Below are 18453 nucleotides of genomic sequence, written 5' to 3'. Positions count from 1 at the left end.
CGCGGTGTTCAGAATTGTTTGAGGTACTCCACCAGCGCCCACTTTTCATCATCAGACAATGCAGTGCCAAATGCGGGTCCGGAATGCCCCTGATTGCCGTTACCGGTGATCTGCGTATCAAATAAAAACATGGGTCGCCCATTGACGAACGCTGCATCCGTGACAAAGCCCAGCTTTTGCTGATCATAGACGTCGTTGCCGCGATAAAACTGACCAGGGCGTTCTTCCTGTGGCTGTAACAGATCCCACAGGGTCGGCACGCTACCGTTGTGCAGATAAGGCGCCCTTAGCCAAACGCCGTCCAACGGCATGTTGGCGTAACCGAAGGTTTTCCTGAAACGCTTGAATCGATAGCGTTCATCGCCGGTGTACAGATTACCCTGATTGACCGCCAGGGTGCGGGTGTAACTGTTCAAACGCCAGGGATCGGTGCCAATGTCGTCAATGTGTTCCACATGACCTACCCGCGCGCCGGCGAAGTCATGTCCGTTGGCACCGTGGCAACTGGCACAATACTGCGCATAGAGGGGCGCCCCTTTGGCGGCTTTGGCTTTATCGATTGGCCAGGGATAAGCCGGTGCCGGCAGGGTTTCCAGCCAGTCTGCAATTCTGCCAAGCGCCTTATGATCGATGATCGGCGGCGTTGCCCCAGCGCCAAATGCAGCGGACAAATTGCGTTCCTCGACCCGGTCATTGTTACCATCCCAGTGCAGTTCCATCGGCTGTCCATCGTCGCGCTGTTTACGCTTTGCCTGATACCAGATAGACGGGAAATCGGCCGTACCAATCATTTCTGCCGGATCGGCCTGTGACCAATCCCAGTTAAATACCGCCTTTGCTGCGTTAAAGGTATCTACCCGCCCAGGCCCCCAATCGGGTTGTTGTCGAAAAAAACTCAGGCGACTGGCAAGCAACGCAAGGCGCTCCTGGGTCAACCAGATAGCCACCGGATACACCAGGTATTTGTCCAGTAAATCAAGATCAGCCCCCATACTGTCTATCAATGGGATAACGTTAGCGCGGTTGAATTTCTGACTCGCCATGCAGCCAAAAAAGAACCGCTCAAAGCCCATCAGATCGAAGCGGTTGGCGGGCATGCCCAATATCAATTGCCGTTCCTCGGTCAGAGAGGCCCTGACCGTGCTGGTATGACACACCGAACAATTCAGAAATACCCTGTCAATGCCCAGGTGACGGCGCTTCGATACACCGACCGGCAAGGTATTGTCCCCTTCATAAATCATCCCGATGGATTCAAAGCCGCGGTCATCGGCCTGACGGTGAGGAAGCAGTTCAGGACACAGTTTGGGGGCGGCTTGCCATATCCAGTACGGAATGCCCAGATTGCGTTCACCGCCGATGGAGCCGTATTTGAAGTGACCTTCGATGTCATCATAGGTCACCGCTTCATCGGTCAAAAAGCGTTGCCCAAGCGCCAATGACAATACCACCACAAACAGCAGCAACAACAAGCTTTTCAATCGCCAGAACACCAGACGCTTGGCGTCCGAACGCGTCACGTCCTTGCCTTTATTCATCGGCGTTGCTCTCACTGGCAGTTAACGCAAAATCCAGGATCCGGTGACGCCCCCACCAGACTTTACCCAGATAAACGCCCGGCGACACTTCACGAATTTCGTCGCGGATCTTCTGGGCAAAGAACGACGTTGTTGAATAGTCGATGATGATGGTTTCACGCTGATCCATCCAGCTCGGGCCCTTGTAAACCTTGGCCACCACGAACGACAGACTGAACGGCGTCACCTTGTTGATCAGAATGCCGTGTTTATAGTCCGGCCCAAAAATATCAAACACCTTGCCCTGCCAGGCAAACAGACGGGCAAAGCGGGCCAGCAACTTGGCCTGACTGGAACCGGCGACGATCGCCGTACCCCGGGTATCGCCACGGGGCAGTTGCCCAGCCTCGGCCGCACAATAAATGCGATCCAGTTCGGTCTGGTCTAACGACAGCCACTGCTCAACCACCGGGTTCATGGGTTGCTCCTTGTTGCGTTGGCCAATCAGCGCCACCACGGGTATCGTTGACGCGATGACGATACGCCGACAGTTTCCGATATACAGCCTGACGGACATAGTTCATCCGGCCCAGCGGGCGATGTGCCTGCAGGCTTTGCCAGGGATTAAATGACATCGCCTCACAGTGTGCCAGCGCCTCACGGGTTGAAAACGTCTGCGGCTCAATGCGCAACCGGGCTACGGTGATGGGTTCTGAGACCGCCGTATCCCATGCCACAGAGGGGTCGTCCAGCGGCATTTGCTCCGGATCGGTTTGTCGCTGGACCTGAAAGTCGAAACACACCGCCTGTTGCTCAAGGTGCTGTTGCATCACCGCGCGTAAATAGTTTTGGTTATCGGTGTCTGCGGGTGGCGGCGAGAAGGTACTACAGGGCGTGACACGGTATTTAACGGCTTGTTGATCACCAAGGGCATAGGCCGTGGTACTGTGATAATCAATGTTAAAAGGACTGTCATGATGGTCCCTGGCCCGCAGCAAGATCATCAGTGCGCCCAGATGGCTGTCAAAAGGATTAAGAAAAAAACCCAGCAAACTGTCTTCGTATTGGGCTTTGATAAACGCCAGAAACGTTTCCGGTGAGTCAGCAAACAACACCGGATGACTGTTGAGCACAAAATCCTGATGACCGGGCTCACCCCAAATCGGCTGCCCGGGTACGTTGCTGACCCGAATAGACAACCCGCGAAGATCTTTGTCCCGGTCGTCCAGGGTACTGGCGTTGGCAAACCTGACCACCGCCGGATAACGACCACCGGTGGCAAAGATGCCATGACGTAGAGCGTCCGGCGGGGAAGCTGAGACGATGAACTCAGCGTCAAAACAGCCCAGACTTTTCACCTGATTAAATCGCCTGACGATGCCACTGGGATGGCGTTTTTCACTGACCTTGATGATCCATTCGGTCATCTGCCGGGCAAGTGCCTCTTCGTCACCCCTGAGCGACGGGTCCCGCTGACGATCTTCGGCCGACTGGCCGTGTGCTTGATTGGACAACAACAGCAACACCAGCGCAGTAATGATGATGCCGGCGACCAATAAGCGCTTAGGTAAACTCATTGCTGGCCCTGAAACGCGGGGTCTTGCTCTGCCCCGGGTCTTGGCGTCCAGGACAGTGAATAGTACTCACCACGTTCCCGCGCCCAGGGATCGAACGCATTAACAATCGGCATAATTTCGTCTTTCAAATGGGGCAAATTGCGCAGCAATACCCGTTTCATCGGCGAAACCTGTATTTTGTGGCCATTGGACAATTCCGGCTCATTACACACATCACCGCCGTGGGCAGCTTCCTCTAATGGATAAGGGCATTCCGATAGCGGACCATTGTGTGTCACCCATTCAATACCCGGTTTACTGTAGAACTCGGGGCGAAAACTGGAGGTAAAGAAACGGTCACTGAACAGCCGACGGGAGGCATTGATGATAAAGATATGAAATTGGGTTTCCGAAATGGCAAACCCGTGTGGCCGCGTGTATTCGGCCAACCAGCCCACCAGCAAATCCACATCTTCGATGTTATCCACCTCACTGCCATCCGGCTGACCGAGACAATCGGTAATCGCGGCGCCATCGGGGAAACGCTGAACGTCGGTGATCACCTTGCTGTCATCGCAGCGATGGGTGCCGTAAATCGCTCGAATATCGGCCACTACCTCCGCCTGAGCCGCCCGTTGTGGCGAGCCCACAGGCAGACGTTGATCAATAAAATCGTCAAAGCTGGTCAGGGTACGCAAACCAATCTGGCGGCGGAATTCATTAAACCGTGGGATCCCACGCTCTCTATCGCGGATCAAATCCAGCGCCAGAATATCCAGCTTACCCGACGGTGATTGCAGATGGGGCATGGGCAAGTTTTGTAAAAACGCCGGATGATTGCGCAAATGCAGCACGCCGAGACGTTGACGCCCCATGCTCAACGCCCAGTTGTCCAACCCATGATCACGCATCTGTTGCGTTGCACCACCACGTACCGTGTCTGCCACCGGTACCGCTGCGGTCAACTGGTTTGGCATGCGCCAGTCACGCATCTCGATCAAATCCGGCACCAAAGGATGCAGGCGATACACCGACACAAATTCTTCCGGGAAATTAAACGGCGAACCAAAATGGTTTACGCCGCCATTGACGTGTTCCGGATTACTGACATCCCAGGCGTCGTGTTTCCACCACAGCATCCCTTCGGGTCGCCGGTTTTGCAGGCCAAAAATACCGGCCCCGGAAGCAAACACCGAATACCAGGCATTGGCTTTGTCCGGGTCGTGATGATCGCCAAGACCACCGGCAAACCAGTCGGATAAGCGCCCGAACCAGCTTTGTTCATTGCCGGTCAGCCGTCTGACAATGCTGGACACCCGACTGGGTTGTTCAATGTTAAACAATCCAAACCAATTCGAATTCATACCGCGGTACAAGGGGTCGTTGTATAACAATTGGGTGGTCCACTCGATCGTGTGGATTTTGGCAATTTCGGCCGACACTACCAAGCGGGCAACCTGAAATAACAGTTCATCGCTGACATCTTTGTAGGCAATCACCTCATCGGGCTTGGCGGGATCCCGTAAGCCCGAATCCAGCGTCGGCGTTTTTTGCTGCAGCGTGCGAAAATAGTCAATAAATCGGTTGTGTTCGCGGGCAAACAGGTTGTGATAAAAGCTCAGACCGATATTCCAGTTGTCAACAAACCCGGTCGACGCCTGACCTTGCCACTGGGGCTGCATGTAGCAACTGGGATCAGCGCTTAAATCACAGGTTTGCAGCAGGGGCAGGTATTGCTCCGGCATCGACAGTTTGGCGTTATCATCTGGATCTCGCACAACCCGTCGTGTGGAGACATTGTCAAAACCGTAGATTTGCGACGCGTCCCACCAAGCCGTGACATGGTTGGTGGATGTCTGATAGGCGCGACTCAGGTACGTCTTGCCGCTATGCTCAAAGGTCTGAGGCGCGGTACTGTCTTTGACCAAGGCCGGCTCCATGCGGTCCTCCGGTCGACACCCCAGGGCCTGGGCAGCGCCGGTATTACAACCGGTCGCTTCGAGTCGACGCTGATTGCGTCCCTCATCGGTATGAGAAAACCAGTCGTGGGTCATAAACTGGATCCAAAAAGCCGCCAACACGTTGAAAAATGGCGCTTTCTGATAATCACATTGGTCATTGAGCGAATTCATGCCCCGCCCCAGGCCGTCATTGCAAGCCTCGGGCTCAGATTGATGGCGGGTAAACAGGGTTCGACTGATCAATTGCGGATCAGGTGATAGCAAGCCAATGCGCATCCCGTTGTCCGCATCGCTGTGGCGGTTTTGTGCGAATTCGGTATGACCGAGTCTTGGAAAGGTACTGTCAAACGCGACGTTGCGTGAGAACAAGGTGCCCGTAGAGCCCATTTTGGGGTTAAAGATGTCGTTACAGATGCCCCGTTGGGTACGGTACCGGATCAACTCACCCTGGCAAACCTGCAGCCCTTCCCCGCCGACATCCCGGTAGTGGATATCGGTAGCATCCAGACGCATTTGTGGCCAGCGCTTCATTGCTGGCCCGGCTTTTTCACCGTCACCCGAGACATATTCACGGTAGGTGTAATTGTCAAACAGGTTAAATTTAATCAACTCAATCCGTTGATACTCAAGATCCAACAAGGCGCCATCAATGCCCCTGCCATTGGGTTTGAGGTGCTCTCCCAGAATGGTCTTGGCTTCCGATCCCTCTTTCATCGAACTACTGTCACCGGTCGCCCAGTAGTTACCCCAATCAGCCCAGGGCGTGTGCCGAAACTTCAATGCATACTTGCCCCCGCGGCATTGGGCGGTATCTGCATCAACCTTGCCCTGAAACCGCGTCAATCGGTCATCATCAATGGGTCTGAAACCGTCTTTGACCATACTGATACAGGCTTCAGTATCAGTCATGTCTTCCGCGAAAACGGGGGAATGAAACAAGGTTACCAAACAGGGCAACACACACAGGACAAGGTTTGAACGCACTACCTTCATGCCAGCTCTCCAATCAGTCATCATTGACAGCTCAACAGAAAAGGTAAAACGCTATACGTCGTAATTAGTCATCCTTTACTGACCCCACAACTATAGTACATTTTTTACCCAAGCCGAGAATTGTGCGCAATTCACCTCCCCCCTTGCAGCGACCTCGGGGGGCAAGGTAACCTTGGCGCTACGGGACGACCCGTCGATTATGCTCACAATAACGAGGACGACCTCCACCCGGTGATTGTGTCCCAATCGCCAGTTGCAAAGGAGATGATAGTGCTGGTTTTTCAAGCCTCGGTAGCGACCCGTCTGGCCGACGCGTTATGGCTGTTATCCCTGCGACCTTTCGCTTAAAGGAACATAACCATGTCCGGTATCACTGATCTGACTCGCCTACTGAAAGAACTCTCGCCACAGCTGGACCCACAACGCTACGTGTACGCCTGTATGCCCGACACGCCAGAAAACTGGCTTCAACTGTGCCAATCCCAACCCTTGGCCGTTATGCGTGAACAGGAAGGTCTCACTGCGGTGTTATCTCTTCAGCAGGCCAGCGCACTCAATGTCGACGGTTCAAACCCGCTACGACGCATCACGCTGACCGTGCACTCGAGCCTTGAGGCCGTGGGTCTCACCGCAGCGGTTGCCCGTGCGCTGGCCGCGCAGGGGATCAGTGCCAATATGCTGGCGGCGTTCTACCACGATCATGTCATGGTGGCCGACAAGGATGCACAAGCAGCGATGCGCTGCCTTGCAGAACTCAGCACAACCCGGTGACGGCGGCACCGCTTTATTGGCTGTTCCCTTGCAACGTGCTCAGGGTGCGCTGCAAAAAACGTGGTACAGCCGTAGCGGGGATCGTCGCAGGTGCGATCTGTTGATTGAACGCCGCCAACCGGGCGTTAATCTGGGGGTGTTGCAACATGGCCTCGGCTGACAGGCCTTGTGCGTGCAGTCGCGCGACAGTATCAATCCATGCCACCGTGTCGTCATGAAAGCGTTGCAATCCAGCTTTGTCACCCGGTTGGCCATGTCCCGGTACGATGCGGGTGTTGGCATCGCCAAGCGCCAGTATCGCAGAAATGGCGGCCTGAAAGCCTGCACGACGACCGGCGTAGAAGGACGGGTGCCAGCTGCTGTCGTAAACATCCCCAACAAACACCGTATTGCTGGCGCGGTGATAAAACACTCGGTCGTTGGCTGAGTGTGAGTGGACGGTGATCGATTGCAAGGCGTTAATCCCGTCGACATCGGTCATTATTCGGGCACCTTGTGCAGTAAAAAATGCATTGCCACCACTATGGTCGTTATGACCATGAGTATTGAGCACAATGAGCGGTAAGTGTGGCCATCTTCGCTTTAACGCACTGACAAACGCTGACTGATGTTGTGTCGGGACAACAGGGTCGATTAACACAATCCCCTGCTCGGTGCGTATAACACCGATGTTGGTGCCGTTGGGTTTAGCAGCCAGCACAAACAGCTCACCCCGACTGGACTTCTGTTGCATAAACGCCGGCCATTGTTGCGCCAGGGTCACCTGCGAAAACATCATCAAACCCACCACTGTCCATTTCATTTTATGTTCCTTATTCCGAGTACCTGTTCTCGATGCTTTCTATCCTACCCCAGCGGATGTCCAATCTGCTGTCGTTGAGCCGCTAACATCAACACATTGTCTCAGTCTGCCGCTTTATTTTTACCCGGGTAATTTGACTTTAAATTTTTATCAGGGTAAATTACTATTTATACCCTGATAATAATCAATCAAAATGGACCAAGGTGCATGACAATGAATGCCGAATACATTGCCATTTATGAAAAACAACTGATCGCCCGTGGCGATATTATCCACGTGATCCGAGCTATAAAAGCCCGCAATCAGTTTATTGAACCCTACCTGTATGAGGTCAACACCTGTCAGCGCATCGACATTGACTGGTACGGCAGCGCCGACGAGGTCATCGCCAAATTGCCCAACACCCTCGCGCCGACTCCGGCGAAGCGCGGCCGCCCAAAGCTGGGGGTCACCTCAAAAGAAGTGACGTTGTTGCCCCGCCACTGGCAATGGTTGTCGAAGCAGCGCGGTGGCGCATCAACCACGTTACGGCGCCTGGTCGACCAGGCCATAAACAACATGAGTGCCAAGGAGCAACTGCATATGCTGCAGAGCCAGTTGTACAACCTGATGACGGTAATGGCCGACGAAGCCGGTTTTGAGGAAGCCTCCCGCGCCCTGTATCGCGCTGACAATGAGGCATTTCAGCGCGCAATACAGACATGGCCGGACGAGATCAAACAATTGCTGACGGAAAAATTCGATACCCTTTTTGCCCTGAGCAAGGAAGCACATCATGGCTAGTACCGCAGTCAATAACCCCTACACAGGCCTCCCGTTAGGGACGGTGTTTATAAGAACCGCCATGCCGATCATCCTGGTGATGTTGGTCAATGGTTCATTAAATCTGGTGGATGCCTATTTCATTGGCGCGTATGTGGGCGCCGACGGGTTGGCAGCGGTGACTGCGATGTTCCCCCTGTTCATGCTGCTTATTGCCCTGAGTACATGGGTGTCGAGCGGGTTTGCCAGCGTCATGGCACGCTATCTGGGGGCACAAAACGTGACTGCCGCGCGCCACACGCTCGCACAGGCACTGACGTTGGCGGTATTGCTCAGCACTGTACTGATCGGCGCATTCAGCCTATGGGGCTATTCCCTCGCGCTGGCGGCCAATGGAGGTGACGCCCGGTTGGCTGAAATGAGCTTGTCCTATCTGTGGATAGTGATCCTGGGTTCACCCCTACTGTTTCTGTTGTCGATCAGCAGTGACAGCCTTCGAAGTGAAGGCCACACCGGGTTAATGGCACTGGTATCGCTGTTAACCGCCACCCTGAACGGCGTATTGAACTACTGGCTTATTGTAACCCTGGACATGGGGGTTGCCGGTTCCGCCTATGGTACCGTGTTAGCCCAGTTACTCAGCCTGTTGATAGTGGCCGGATTCCGCGCGTCGAAGCGCAATACTTACCGCCTGCCACTGCTGTCATTCAGTACCAACCGACAACATTGGCAGACCTTCCTGGCACTGGGCGCCCCCGCCAGTCTGACCTATGTGGGTGTCGCGTTGATGTCGGCAGCCATCCTCTACAACCTGCAGCATTGGCAAACGGCAGATCTCGCGGCAACGGTCAGTGCGTATGGGATTATCACCCGTATCATGACCTTTGTGTTTTTACCTATCCTGGGGCTGGGGCTGGCTTTTCAGAGTATCGCCGGTAACAACGTAGGTGCAGGCTTATACCAGCGGGCCAATCAAAGTGTCACTATCGCACTCCTTGTAGCGCTGGTTTATAGCCTGGCCATGCAACTGTCTCTGTGGTTTTCGGCCGAGCATATTGGTCGCTGGTTCGTAGCAGATACTCAGGTAATTGCCGAAGTTGGCCGCATTTTACCCATCTCAATTTTGGCATTGTGGGTGTTTGGGCCATTGATGATGATCAGCATGTATTTTCAGAGTATTGGTGATGCCAAGCGTGCCAGCGTGCTGAGTCTGGGCAAAACCTACCTGTTTGCCCTGCCACTCACCTTCGCCCTGCCTCGGTTCTGGGGAGAATCGGGCATTTGGTACGCTGGCCCCAGCGCTGAGCTGTTGGCGCTGATGTTAACGGCCACCCTGTTGTACCGACGGGCATCCCAGGAAAACGCTCGCCTGGGATTATTTTATCGTCTCGGTGAGTACGGTTAAGCAATAACACGGCAATAAAAAACGGCCCAGAAGCGGCCGTTTTTTTAGCAGGAACACCGGATAAAATTACGAAACGGCGCTGTCGGCCAGTCTGTCCAGCAGTTGCATGACGGACACACTGGCCCGTTCCATCCGCTGCAATTCAACCAACACCTTGGCACTGTCCTGGTTGGCGTATGCCTCCAGGGCCGCCACGCCCGCCTTGTGCACATCTGCATGAGGTCTGTCGAGTTCACGGAATGCGCTGTTCTGGCCGAAGCGTTGCTGACCTTCTTCCTTGCACCAGCGTCCCAACCGGCAGCTTGTATGATCAGCAAAACTATCAATCCGCTGATCACTGTCCCCGTTAATCACCGCATATACATCGGCTTTCCACACAATGTGATCCAGCTTTACCGTCTGCACAAAGGATTTCAGCGAAGAGTCCGTGATGGTTTTCTTCATCTGATTGCAATGCTTCACAATGTCGTCATAGGAGCCATTCAGGCCACTGACGCCCGCTGACAATGTCTCGTTGTTGGTGCGGATATCCTCCACTGCATTGACTGCGGTTTTGGTCGACTGAATGATATTCCCTACCAGCTCAGCCACTTCGCTGGCAGACCGGTTAGTTTCATTCGCCAGAGAACGTACTTCGTCGGCTACCACACTGAATCCACGACCGGCATCACCGGCTCTGGCCGCTTCAATGGCCGCATTGAGCGCCAACAGGTTGGTCTGATCGGAAATACTGGTGATGGTCGAAACGAATTTATTGATACTGTCCGCGGTGTCTGACAAACCGGAAATACTGCTCGCCATGCCTTGCATCCGATCCCCCAACTCACCCATTGAACGGACAATGTCCTGCAATGACGTCGACGAGGTCGCAAACAGCTCGTTAATGGTGGCGATAGACTGGGATTCGGTCTCAATCTGTTGATGAGACGCCAACACTGATTCTCTCACCCCTTCAATCTGTTGCAGAGACTCCAAGGTGCATGCCATCACGTCTGATACAAAATGGTTGTTGTCGGTAGGCTTGGCCGCCGCCAGGGCCGCTTCCAGTTCAGCATTCTGCGCGCGCAACTGATCCACCTCGGATTGCCACTGCTGAAGGGTTTTCTGCTGCTCATCAAACTGCTGTTTGAGTTGTTGGTGCGTCGACGCAAGGACAAACATAACGTGAGATACCTCTGGATTGAATTACCATCAGTGTAATACAAAACCGGCCTGACCAAGGGTATTATTGTGGCCGGTATTGTTTACCGTCAAATCATCAACATGTATCGGCAAGGTGTTGGTTAAATTGAGTTTTCCAATACTTTTACTGCGCCGATTCACCTTTGTTTTTGTGCAAACGGTGTTTTTTCACTGAGCGGCGCATGCGGCTTAATCGAACGTGATCAAGCTTATTGCGACGTTCATTGATCACCGACTCCGTTTCCGCTGGCAACTGCACCGCCTGACGCAGCTTATTGATAGGCTCAAGTTCCAATTCCAGCCAGGCCCCCTGAGGCAGGCGCTTGTTCAGCTCCAGCCCACCATAATTAACCCGGATCAATCGACTCACCTGGACGCCTTGTGACTCCCACAACCGTCGCACCTCTCGGTTGCGGCCTTCGGCCAGGGTCACATTGTACCAGCGGTTGATGCTCTCATCGTCGCTTGGACGGGGACGAATGGTGTCAAACTTGGCTTCACCGTCTTCCAGTTTCACGCCGCGTTTCAACCGGTTAAGCATGGCATTGTCCACTTCGCCAAACACTCGCACAGCGTACTCCCGTACCACATTGTGTCGGGGATGCATCAGTCTGTTGGCCAGTTCACCGTCATTGGTGAACAGCAATAATCCGCTGGTATTGATGTCCAAACGTCCGACCGCAATCCAGCGTCCTTGTTTGATCGCCGGTAAACGGTCAAACACCGTAGGCCGTCCCTGCGGATCTTTACGGCTGCACAGTTCCCCTTCGGGTTTGTTGTACATCAACACCCGACACACTTCTTTTTCGGTGCGCGTTTGCAGGAGGTTACCGTCGACGCGGATTTGGTCGTCCTTCTCGGCCCGCTCGCCCAATGTGGCCACGTTGCCGTTGACCGACACGCGCCCCTGTTCAATCCATTTTTCCATCTCTCGCCGTGAACCCATTCCGGCATTGGCAAGGATTTTTTGTAACTTTTCACTCATCAGTGCAATTGCTCTTGGTTTGTCGATGGCGTGTCAGAAGACACCACACCATCTTGATTGTTATCCGTGGCTTGTCCTTCATCGTCGTCGCCACTTAGCATCGCCTCAAAGGTCTCTGCCGCCGGCAGTTCAGCCAGCGAACGTAAGCCAAAATAGTCTAAAAAGGCCTTGGTGGTGGCCAGTAAAGCAGGTCGGCCAGGCACCTCTTTGTGCCCCACCACTTTTACCCAGCCGCGCTCCGTCAGCGTCTTGACAATGTGGCTTGATACCGCCACGCCGCGAACGTCTTCGATTTCTCCACGGGTGATTGGTTGACGATAGGCGATCAATGCCAGGGTTTCCATCAACGCCCGTGAGTAACGGGGAGCATGCTCTTGCCATAAACGACTGAGCCAGGGACTGAGGCTGTCCATCGACTGAAAGCGGTAACCGCTGGCCACTTCCACCAATTGTACACCGCGACTTTGGTAATCCTGCACCAATTCCTGCAGGATTTCGTCAAGCACCTTGTTGGACACCGAAAACTCCACCAACACCGTGTCCAGCATCTGCGCTTTGCTCACCGGTCCATCGGCAACAAACAGCGTCGCTTCGACCAATTGCTTGAGTTGTTGACGTGCTATCTTTGCCACCGACTTACGCTCCACCAGCCAAACGAACATGAATATTGGCGAACGGTGCGGCCTGCACCAACTCAACCAATGACTCTTTGACGAGTTCCAACAGGGCCAGGAAGGTTACCACCACGCCGGCCTTACCCTCATCTGCACTGAACAACGCATCAAAGGTAGTGTACGACTCACTGCCTACCTGCTCCAGAATGCGACTCATACGTTCTCGGGTCGACAGCGCCTCACGGGCAATGTGATGGTGCTCAAAGGCTTCGGCCCGTTTAAGCACCTGTTGAAAGCTCAGCGCCAATTCTTGCAGGGAAACCGTCGGCAGTATCTTTACCGCTGCGACCCCCTCGGCAGGCGCCGCAGATACCGAAAACACATCCCGCTCCATACGCGGCACGCCGTCCAACTCTTCCGCCACGGTCTTAACCGCCTCATATTCGCGCAAGCGACGGATCAATTCAGCGCGCGGATCTTCTTCCTCATCATCCCCATCGATCCGTTTAGGCAACAGCAGTCGGGATTTGATTTCAGCCAGAATCGCCGCCATTAACAGGTATTCTGCCGCCAGCTCCAATTTCAGTTCTTTCATCACCTCAACGTACTCCATGTACTGCCGGGTGATTTGTAATATGGGCAAATTCAGGATGTCGAACTTTTGTTTGCGGATCAGATACAGCAGTAAATCCAACGGGCCTTCAAACGCTTCCAGAATAACTTCCAGCGCGTCCGGCGGAATATACAGGTCTTCTGGCTTTTCAATCAGCGCCTCACCGTTCACAAACGCCAGCGGCAACGGCTGCTGAACGGAAAGGGTTTGCTCATCAGATCCAGACACTATTGCTTACTCCAAAACCGACGTATCGCCACTGCCATAGCGCAAAATGGTGATGTCGCCTTCCGACAAATCGACCACTGTGGTCGGCTGCTCGGACAAATAGCCACCATGAATGATCAGATCCACCCGTTTTTCCAGTTTGTCCCGAATCGCCTCAGGATCATATTCTGCCGCATCTTCACCCGGCAAAATCAATGTAGTCGACAACAATGGCTCACCGAACATTTCCAACAATTGCAGGGTGATGGCATTTTGCGGTACCCGGATCCCGATGGTCTTCCGCTTCGGGTTCTGCAGCCGCTTAGGCACTTCTTTGGTCGCTTTGAAGATAAAGGTGTACGGACCCGGAGTGTTGTTTTTGATCAGCCTGAAGGCTTGGTTATCAACCCGCGCATATACCGACAGTTCCGACATATCGCGACACATCAGTGTAAAATTATGATCTTTCTCGACATTTCTTATCCGACAAATGCGTTCAATGGCGGACTTATCATTCATCTGGCAACCAATGGCGTACCCTGAGTCCGTGGGGTAAACCACCACAGCCCCCTGGTGCAACATATCGCACGCCTGTTTTAACAATCGGGCCTGCGGGTTATCCGGATGAACATAAAAAAACTGACTCATTGTGTGTTTCCTGCCATCAACTGCTGTAACGCTTGTCCCCAAGGCCAAGCCTGCCATATGGGTGTCAAACTGTCACTGATCGATAAATTACGCCCCAGTTCTGTCCAACGGTTGGGAAAGTGAAAATCTGACCCCGCCGATCCTTTCAAGCCATGCTCAAGGGCCATATCAATCAGCAACTGTTGCTTTGCCGGCGATAAATGGGAGTGAACGACTTCCATACCATCCCCGCCAGCTTCAGCAAACTCGGCCACCAATCGGCGTAACCATTTGGTGGTCATATCATAATGGCCCGGATGGGCTAACACAGCCTGGCCACCGGCCTCATGGATCCAGGTAGTGGCTTGCTCAATGGTGATCCATTCCGGCTTCACGTGAGCGCGTTTCCCTTTCCCCAGATACTTCTTGAACGCGCTGTCCATGTCCTTTACAGCCCCCATGGATACCAGCGCACGGGCGAAGTGTGCACGGGTAATCTGACCATCACCGGCCAATTGACGGGCGGCTTCATAAACCCCTTCAATACCGGCTTTGGCCAGTTTGTCGGCCATTTTTTGCGCCCGCGTCTGACGCCGTTGGGATTGGGTTTCGAGTCGCTGCAGAAAACGGTCGTCGTTGTGTGCGACCTCCAGGCCCAGCACGTGAATATCAAATCCATGCCATGAGGTGGACAGTTCAACCCCCGGCACGATTCTAAGAGGTCGTTTGGTTTGTGCTTGTGCTGCCATTGCCGATTCTATACCGGCAACCGTATCGTGATCCGTAATGGCCAGAACATCAACCTGCATGGTGTGCGCGCGCTGAACCAACTCAGCCGGTGTCAGCGTACCATCGGAACATCGGGTATGGCTGTGCAAATCAATTTTCATCAATGTTTTTAACTTATAACTAAATCGCGTATTGACAGCGAGGCAAAATTGTTTTCTTCTATGGGTGTTGGCAGTATACGCGAATCGCCAACGCAATGATGTAACTTTAATAGGATTCTTTCATGCAAACCGTTCAAATCACTCTGCACAAATGGTGGTGGCACATCCCTCAATAGCGGGCTGTGATGGTTTGTATTGTACGCAATACTTTAAGACAAAAAAGGCCCGTGTTAGCGGGCCTTTTTTGTTTCCGCGCACGGTTAAAACTGGTCAAACGGCCATAAAAAAGAGAAGGAATATCATGAGCCTAGCGCAACTCAGCGACACACCCGGCAAGGTTGAAACACTGATTCAGTCCGGCCCTTATGTTGCTGATCCTCTGAACGTCTATGCACACGTGTGTGCAGACAAACAACACGCATTGTTGCTGGAGTCAGCGGAAATCGACAGCAAGGACAACCTCAAGAGTCTGCTGCTGGTCGATGCTGCACTGAAACTGGTCTGTCGTGGGCAGCAGGTTACTTGCCAAGCCCTGACCGACAATGGCCGCAACGTGCTGACGCTGATCGCCGACAACGTTGATGACCGTGTGTTAACTGACAGCAGCGATCCAAATACGCTGGTAATGACCTTTCCCGGCCCGGTTGCCTATCAGTCCCTTGACGAAGATTCCCGCCTCAAAGCCCCGGCGGTGTTTGATGCGCTGCGTATGCTGGTAAAACACGTCAAGCCGTTGCGCGACCATCCTCAAGCGGTTTTCCTCGGCGGCGTTTTTGCCTACGACTTGCTGGCCAGTTTTGAAGTGTTACCCGCCGTTGAAGACGATGCCAATACCTGTCCGGACTACGTTTTCTATCTGGCAGAGACCTTATTATTGATCGATCATCAGGCCCAACAAACAGAATTGCTCGGCAGCGTTTTCAGCGGCCCGGGGGTCAGTCAAAGCTACTTTTCTGTCAGTCAGCGTCTGGAGCATCTGCGTAGCTGTCTTGCGGACTTGCCTGACAATTGCAATGGCATCTCAGCCACAACGGCGCAACCTGACAACAGTGCCCCAAAACCGAAAGTGAACAAATCTGATGCGGCCTACTGCAAGGATGTTACCTTCCTCAAGGAGCACATTCTGGCCGGCGACATTTTTCAGGTGGTACCGTCCCGACGTTTTTCACTGCCCTGTCCCAACCCGCTCAAAGCCTATGACAACCTGAAACGCAGTAACCCCAGCCCCTACATGTTCTACATGCAGGACAAGGACTTCAGTATCTTCGGCGCGTCGCCGGAGTCGGCTTTGAAATACACACGGGATACCAACCAGGTGGAAGTGTATCCGATTGCGGGTACCCGCCCCCGCGGTAAACATGCTGACGGACGCATTAACCTGGATTTGGACAGTCGGATTGAACTGGATTTGCGTGACGACAGCAAAGAAAAAGCCGAACACCTGATGTTGGTTGACCTGGCACGCAATGATGTTGCGCGCGTTTCCATCCCCGGTAGTCGTTACGTCAAGGACTTACTCAATGTGGATCGCTATTCCCATGTGATGCACCTGGTATCACGGGTAGTCGGTCAGTTACATCCACATTTCGATGCCCTGCATGCCTATCAGGCGTGCATGAACATGGGCACCCTGGTGGGCGCACCAAAGATCAGCGCCGCTTCACTTATCCGTCAGGTCGAAGGCTACCGTCGCGGCAGCTATGGTGGTGCGGTTGGCTATTTAAATGGTCATGGTGATATGGATACCTGTATCGTCATCCGCTCGGCCTTTGTCAAAGATCAGGAGGCTCACGTGCAAGCAGGTGCCGGGGTGGTGTATGACTCGGTACCCCAGTCAGAGGCTGACGAAACCCGCAGCAAGGCACAAGCGGTGATCCAGGCCATTCAAGGTGCACAGGAGGCCAGACCATGAGCAGCCCGGTGAGTATTTTTCTGCTGGATAACGTTGATTCATTTACCTACAACCTGGTCGACGAACTGCGCGGACTCGGACATGATTTGGTGGTGTACCGGAATCATGTTGCCCCATCGACCATCCTTGCGGCGATGGCCGAGAAAGCCAAGTCCCATCGCGTGATCCTGCTGTTGTCACCCGGGCCTGGCGCTCCACAACAGGCCGGCTGCATGCCAACATTACTCAAGCAGGTCGCGGGTGTGTACCCGGTGCTGGGGATTTGCCTGGGTCATCAGGCCATCGTGGAGCACTACGGTGGTCGCGTGGTTCGCGCAAACACGGTGATGCACGGTAAATCTTCACCATTAATCCATCAGGGTGAAGGTGTGTTTCACGGCTTACCGTCGCCGATGCCAATCGCCCGCTACCATTCCCTGATGGTGACCGATTTACCCGCCCAGATCACGGAGCTGGCCAGCAGCGATGGCGTGCCGATGGCGGTATTGCACCAACAACACCGTATGCTCGGCTTTCAGTTCCACCCTGAATCCATTCTGACACCGATGGGCAGCACGTTATTGCAAAACAGTATCGAGTTTCTGCTTGCCGCCCCTCAACAACCGCAACAGGAGAACGCCCATGTCTGACACGCACACTGGCGATATTAACAGCGCGTTGGAAACCCTGTTTTCAGGCCATGCCCTGAGTCAGTCCACCACACAGGCGCTGTTCGGCGATGTTGTGAAAGGTAACATGTCCGATATCCACCTCAGTGCATTGCTGACCGCATTGAAACTGCGTGGTGAGAGTGCCGATGATATCGCCGGCGCTGCGCAGGCGCTCATCGACGCGGCAACACCGTTTCCGACCCCGGACTACCCCTTTGCTGACATTGTCGGTACCGGTGGTGATGGCCACGACACCATCAACATCAGTTCGGCAGCGGCCATCGTTGCAGCGGCCTGCGGCATCAAGGTGGCAAAGCACGGCAATCGCAGTGTGTCCAGCCGCTCCGGTTCAGCAGACCTGTACGCCAGTTTCGGCATAAAACTCGACATGACACCGCAAACCGCTCGCCGCTGTCTGGATGAAAGCAACCTGTGCTTTCTGTTCGCACCGGTCTACCATGCGGGGATTAAGCATGCCATGAACGTCAGAACCACCCTGAAAACCCGCACACTGTTTAACTTGCTGGGCCCATTGGTCAATCCTGCCCACCCCAGTCACATGATGATTGGCGTTTACTCTCCTGATTTGCTGCAGCCCTTCGCCGACACCTTGCAACGTCTCGGCTATCAACGGGCGATGGTAGTGCATGGCGCAGGGCTGGACGAACTGGCCCTGCATGGCGACAGTGCCTGTATCGAAATTCGTGACGATCAACAATATCACTACACCCTCAGTGCCGCTGACTTCGGCGTCGATCCTGCACCATTAACGGCGATAAAAGGCGGTGATCCGGCGCACAATCAACAACTGATCAGTGCAGTGCTGTCGGGTAAAGGTGAAGCAGCGCACCGAGATGCGGTTGCCATCAACGCCGGCGCATTGTTGTATTTGTGCGGGGCAGCCCAAAACGTTGCCGACGGCACACGCAAAGCGCTCGACGTGATCAACAGCGGAGCAGCGCTGGCGACCATCCATCGCAGCGCGGCGCTGAGTCAGGAGGCATAA

17 protein-coding genes are annotated in these 18453 nt (G+C 54.0%); 6 read left to right on the top strand and 11 right to left on the bottom strand.

The window, feature by feature from the left end; all coding sequences use genetic code 11:
• Positions 1-8 precede the first annotated feature (8 nt).
• From LJ739_RS03365 to LJ739_RS03350, 4 genes are read right to left on the bottom strand one after another with little or no spacing between them, the layout of a single operon-like run.
• On the bottom strand, positions 9-1538 hold the full coding sequence (locus LJ739_RS03365) for a c-type cytochrome (protein ID WP_229157185.1): 1530 nt from the start codon (positions 1536-1538) through the stop codon (positions 9-11).
• Positions 1531-1995, bottom strand: a complete 465-nt coding sequence (locus LJ739_RS03360) for a hypothetical protein (RefSeq protein WP_229157184.1) — start codon at positions 1993-1995, stop codon at positions 1531-1533. The genes LJ739_RS03365 and LJ739_RS03360 overlap by 8 nt, the downstream gene beginning before the upstream one ends.
• Positions 1979-3094, bottom strand: coding sequence for a catalase family protein (locus LJ739_RS03355; RefSeq protein ID WP_229157183.1), 1116 nt, complete (start codon positions 3092-3094; stop codon positions 1979-1981). The genes LJ739_RS03360 and LJ739_RS03355 overlap by 17 nt, the downstream gene beginning before the upstream one ends.
• The gene (locus LJ739_RS03350; RefSeq protein WP_229157182.1) at positions 3091-5943 is read right to left on the bottom strand and encodes a peroxidase family protein; all 2853 of its coding nucleotides are present in this window, start codon (positions 5941-5943) and stop codon (positions 3091-3093) included. The genes LJ739_RS03355 and LJ739_RS03350 overlap by 4 nt, the downstream gene beginning before the upstream one ends.
• 444 nt (positions 5944-6387) lie before the next feature.
• Here LJ739_RS03350 and LJ739_RS03345 point away from each other — a divergent pair, with 444 nt between their 5' ends.
• Entirely contained in the window at positions 6388-6798 is a 411-nt protein-coding gene (locus tag LJ739_RS03345) for an ACT domain-containing protein (protein WP_229157181.1), read from the top strand.
• Between the two features lie 13 nt (positions 6799-6811).
• Here the strand turns inward: LJ739_RS03345 and LJ739_RS03340 are convergent, their stop codons facing one another.
• Positions 6812-7600 (bottom strand): MBL fold metallo-hydrolase, encoded by a 789-nt coding sequence (locus tag LJ739_RS03340; protein WP_229157180.1) that lies wholly within the window; start codon positions 7598-7600, stop codon positions 6812-6814.
• Between the two features lie 207 nt (positions 7601-7807).
• Between LJ739_RS03340 and LJ739_RS03335 the strand changes: the two genes are divergently transcribed.
• Positions 7808-8383 (top strand): DUF2239 family protein, encoded by a 576-nt coding sequence (locus LJ739_RS03335; protein ID WP_229157179.1) that lies wholly within the window; start codon positions 7808-7810, stop codon positions 8381-8383.
• Positions 8376-9767: an MATE family efflux transporter gene (locus tag LJ739_RS03330; RefSeq protein ID WP_229157178.1), complete on the top strand. Its 1392-nt coding sequence runs from the start codon at positions 8376-8378 to the stop codon at positions 9765-9767. The genes LJ739_RS03335 and LJ739_RS03330 overlap by 8 nt, the downstream gene beginning before the upstream one ends.
• A gap of 66 nt (positions 9768-9833) precedes the next feature.
• Here LJ739_RS03330 and LJ739_RS03325 read toward each other — a convergent pair whose 3' ends face one another.
• From LJ739_RS03325 to LJ739_RS03300, 6 genes are all read right to left on the bottom strand, one after another.
• On the bottom strand, positions 9834-10928 hold the full coding sequence (locus LJ739_RS03325) for a methyl-accepting chemotaxis protein (protein WP_229157177.1): 1095 nt from the start codon (positions 10926-10928) through the stop codon (positions 9834-9836).
• Between the two features lie 145 nt (positions 10929-11073).
• The gene (rluB, locus tag LJ739_RS03320) at positions 11074-11934 is read right to left on the bottom strand and encodes a 23S rRNA pseudouridine(2605) synthase RluB (RefSeq protein WP_229157176.1); all 861 of its coding nucleotides are present in this window, start codon (positions 11932-11934) and stop codon (positions 11074-11076) included.
• Positions 11934-12596 (bottom strand): SMC-Scp complex subunit ScpB, encoded by a 663-nt coding sequence (gene scpB, locus LJ739_RS03315; RefSeq protein WP_267494137.1) that lies wholly within the window; start codon positions 12594-12596, stop codon positions 11934-11936. Before scpB ends, rluB begins: the two co-directional genes overlap by 1 nt.
• Entirely contained in the window at positions 12571-13389 is an 819-nt protein-coding gene (locus tag LJ739_RS03310) for a segregation and condensation protein A (protein ID WP_229157174.1), read from the bottom strand. The genes scpB and LJ739_RS03310 overlap by 26 nt, the downstream gene beginning before the upstream one ends.
• Before the next feature lie 6 nt (positions 13390-13395).
• Positions 13396-14016, bottom strand: a complete 621-nt coding sequence (locus tag LJ739_RS03305) for an L-threonylcarbamoyladenylate synthase (protein WP_229157173.1) — start codon at positions 14014-14016, stop codon at positions 13396-13398.
• On the bottom strand, positions 14013-14885 hold the full coding sequence (locus LJ739_RS03300; RefSeq protein WP_229157172.1) for a PHP domain-containing protein: 873 nt from the start codon (positions 14883-14885) through the stop codon (positions 14013-14015). Before LJ739_RS03300 ends, LJ739_RS03305 begins: the two co-directional genes overlap by 4 nt.
• 301 nt (positions 14886-15186) lie before the next feature.
• Here LJ739_RS03300 and LJ739_RS03295 point away from each other — a divergent pair, with 301 nt between their 5' ends.
• From LJ739_RS03295 to trpD, 3 genes are read left to right on the top strand one after another with little or no spacing between them, the layout of a single operon-like run.
• Positions 15187-16797 carry an anthranilate synthase component 1 gene (locus tag LJ739_RS03295; RefSeq protein WP_229157171.1) on the top strand — a complete coding sequence of 537 codons (1611 nt, stop codon included), beginning with the start codon at positions 15187-15189 and terminating at the stop codon, positions 16795-16797.
• On the top strand, positions 16794-17426 hold the full coding sequence (locus tag LJ739_RS03290; protein WP_229157170.1) for an aminodeoxychorismate/anthranilate synthase component II: 633 nt from the start codon (positions 16794-16796) through the stop codon (positions 17424-17426). Before LJ739_RS03295 ends, LJ739_RS03290 begins: the two co-directional genes overlap by 4 nt.
• Positions 17419-18453 carry an anthranilate phosphoribosyltransferase gene (trpD, locus tag LJ739_RS03285; protein WP_229157169.1) on the top strand — a complete coding sequence of 345 codons (1035 nt, stop codon included), beginning with the start codon at positions 17419-17421 and terminating at the stop codon, positions 18451-18453. The genes LJ739_RS03290 and trpD overlap by 8 nt, the downstream gene beginning before the upstream one ends.

This window comes from Fluctibacter halophilus (assembly GCF_020687825.1).
Lineage (GTDB): Bacteria > Pseudomonadota > Gammaproteobacteria > Enterobacterales > Alteromonadaceae > Fluctibacter > Fluctibacter halophilus.
Note: the sequence above shows the minus strand (reverse complement) of the source record. Positions and strands in the feature narration are given on the sequence as shown.

What these genes read in the sequence shown, in the direction of transcription:
- LJ739_RS03365 (WP_229157185.1), bottom strand. Translation starts at nt 1,538, where the DNA reads ATGAATAAAGGCAAGGACGTGACGCGTTCGGACGCCAAGCGTCTGGTG.
- LJ739_RS03360 (WP_229157184.1), bottom strand. Translation starts at nt 1,995, where the DNA reads ATGAACCCGGTGGTTGAGCAGTGGCTGTCGTTAGACCAGACCGAACTG.
- LJ739_RS03355 (WP_229157183.1), bottom strand. Translation starts at nt 3,094, where the DNA reads ATGAGTTTACCTAAGCGCTTATTGGTCGCCGGCATCATCATTACTGCG.
- LJ739_RS03350 (WP_229157182.1), bottom strand. Translation starts at nt 5,943, where the DNA reads ATGACTGATACTGAAGCCTGTATCAGTATGGTCAAAGACGGTTTCAGA.
- LJ739_RS03345 (WP_229157181.1), top strand. Translation starts at nt 6,388, where the DNA reads ATGTCCGGTATCACTGATCTGACTCGCCTACTGAAAGAACTCTCGCCA.
- LJ739_RS03340 (WP_229157180.1), bottom strand. Translation starts at nt 7,600, where the DNA reads ATGAAATGGACAGTGGTGGGTTTGATGATGTTTTCGCAGGTGACCCTG.
- LJ739_RS03335 (WP_229157179.1), top strand. Translation starts at nt 7,808, where the DNA reads ATGACAATGAATGCCGAATACATTGCCATTTATGAAAAACAACTGATC.
- LJ739_RS03330 (WP_229157178.1), top strand. Translation starts at nt 8,376, where the DNA reads ATGGCTAGTACCGCAGTCAATAACCCCTACACAGGCCTCCCGTTAGGG.
- LJ739_RS03325 (WP_229157177.1), bottom strand. Translation starts at nt 10,928, where the DNA reads ATGTTTGTCCTTGCGTCGACGCACCAACAACTCAAACAGCAGTTTGAT.
- rluB (WP_229157176.1), bottom strand. Translation starts at nt 11,934, where the DNA reads ATGAGTGAAAAGTTACAAAAAATCCTTGCCAATGCCGGAATGGGTTCA.
- scpB (WP_267494137.1), bottom strand. Translation starts at nt 12,596, where the DNA reads ATGTTCGTTTGGCTGGTGGAGCGTAAGTCGGTGGCAAAGATAGCACGT.
- LJ739_RS03305 (WP_229157173.1), bottom strand. Translation starts at nt 14,016, where the DNA reads ATGAGTCAGTTTTTTTATGTTCATCCGGATAACCCGCAGGCCCGATTG.
- LJ739_RS03300 (WP_229157172.1), bottom strand. Translation starts at nt 14,885, where the DNA reads ATGAAAATTGATTTGCACAGCCATACCCGATGTTCCGATGGTACGCTG.
- LJ739_RS03295 (WP_229157171.1), top strand. Translation starts at nt 15,187, where the DNA reads ATGAGCCTAGCGCAACTCAGCGACACACCCGGCAAGGTTGAAACACTG.
- LJ739_RS03290 (WP_229157170.1), top strand. Translation starts at nt 16,794, where the DNA reads ATGAGCAGCCCGGTGAGTATTTTTCTGCTGGATAACGTTGATTCATTT.
- trpD (WP_229157169.1), top strand. Translation starts at nt 17,419, where the DNA reads ATGTCTGACACGCACACTGGCGATATTAACAGCGCGTTGGAAACCCTG.